We start from the raw sequence: 2087 nt of genomic DNA, 5'->3' as shown, positions 1-2087 counted from the left end.
ACTGTGTAAATTCCCGCTCCTAAGCCTGTTGCCGTTGCCGTCGTTTGGACTGGGCTGCTGCTCCATGAGTAGGTGTAGCCACCATTACCTTCGGTCGCTACTACTGTCGCTGTACCGTTTTTCTCTCCGAAACATGCTACTGGTGTTGATGTCGCTACCGCTACTAAAGCTTTTGGTTGAATTACTTCTACTGTCGCCGTTACTACGCAGTTCTTAGCATCTTTTACTGTTACTGTGTAAATTCCCGCTCCCAAGCCTGTTGCTGTTGCCGTCGTTTGTACTGGGCTGCTGCTCCATGAGTAGGTGTATCCACCATTGCCTTCGCTTGCTACTACTGTCGCTGTACCGTTTTTCTCTCCGTAACATGCTACTGGTGTTGATGTCGCTACGGCTACTAAAGCTTTTGGTTGAATAACTTCTACTGTCGCTGTTACTACGCAGTTCTTAGCATCTTTTACTGTTACTGTGTAAATTCCCGCTCCCAAGCCTGTTGCTGTTGCAGTCGTTTGGACTGGGCTGCTGCTCCATGAGTAGGTGTAGCCACCGTTGCCTTCGCTTACTACTACTGTCGCTGTGCCGTTTTTCTCACCGTAACATGCTACTGGTGTGGCACTTGCTACCGCTACTAAAGCTTTTGGTTGAATGACTTCTACTGTCGCTGTTACTACGCAGTTCTTGCTATCTTTTACTGTTACGGTGTAAATACCAGCTCCCAAGCCTGTTGCCGTTGCCGTCGTTTGGACTGGGCTGCTGCTCCATGAATAAGTGTAGCCACCATTGCCTTCGCTTGCTACTACTGTCGCTGTACCGTTTTTCTCACCGAAACACGCTACTGGTGTTGCACTCGCTACGGCTACTAAAGCTTTTGGTTGAATGACTTCTACTGTCGCTGTTACTACGCAGTTCTTGCTATCTTTTACCGTTACCGTGTAAATGCCGGCTCCCAAACCTGTTGCGGTCGCCGTCGTTTGTACTGGGCTGCTGCTCCATGAGTAGGTGTAGCCACCGTTGCCTTCGCTTGCTACTACTGTCGCTGTGCCGTTTTTCTCACCGTAACATGCTACTGGTGTGGCACTTGCTACCGCTACTAAAGCTTTTGGTTGAATGACTTCTATTGTCGCTGTTACTACGCAGTTCTTGCTATCTTTTACTGTTACGGTGTAAATACCAGCTCCCAAGCCTGTTGCCGTTGCCGTCGTTTGGACTGGGCTGCTGCTCCATGAATAAGTGTAGCCACCATTGCCTTCGCTTGCTACTACTGTCGCTGTACCGTTTTTCTCACCGAAACATGCTACTGGTGTTGATGTCGCTACGGCGATAAGTAACTTAGGTTCTTTAATTGTCACTTGTGTTGTTGCATAACATCCTCTTGCATCAGTAACTGTTACTGAATAAGTACCCACTGTAAAATTGTTTACAGTAGCTGTTGTTGCCCCATTACTCCAAAGGTATGTATAAGGAGTTTGACCACCTGTTGCAGTTACAGTAGCACTTCCATCATTACCACCAAAACATGAAACATCTTTGACAGTATTTGGATTTATAGCCAATTTGACTTGACAAATATCAACATTTGCAAAATCATGGTCATCTTCATCGCCACCATTTTTGCCATTTTCAGTAAATACATCATCCTTCATTTGCGGGCTAACCTCACCTGCTTGATTCCCATTATTCGCATCAGGAGTACTATCAATATCATCAACTGAATTGCCCTTACTATCTTTTGCCGATGAAATTTCTGCTGTATTTACTAATAAAGTACCTGTGTAATCACTGTTAACTTTGAGAGTAATATTTACAGTTGTACTTCCTGTTGGTAGAAGTGATGCAATTGGTGTACTCAGTACTGCATTACCCAAAGTTGAAGTCCAATTTGCATCATTTAATGTCATACCTGTTGGTATGTAATCTGTAACTTGAATACTCTTAGCTTCAACCGTACCTTGGTTATAAACTGTGATTGTAAACTTAACATCACTTCCTGGCATAATCGCTAAAGGTTGGCCAACAGCAATTGTCTTCTTCAAAGCTAAGTCGAACTTCTCTACTGTAATCGTTTCGATGTCGTGGTCGTCTTCGTCACC

General features: G+C 44.9%; 1 pseudogene. It reads right to left on the bottom strand.

What is annotated here, in order from left to right:
- Positions 1–2087 (bottom strand): annotated as a pseudogene (locus tag IEX65_RS27945) (DUF11 domain-containing protein); the annotation flags it as partial.

Source organism: Emticicia aquatilis, assembly GCF_014644295.1.
Classification (GTDB): Bacteria; Bacteroidota; Bacteroidia; order Cytophagales; family Spirosomataceae; genus Emticicia; species Emticicia aquatilis.
Note: the sequence above shows the minus strand (reverse complement) of the source record. Positions and strands in the feature narration are given on the sequence as shown.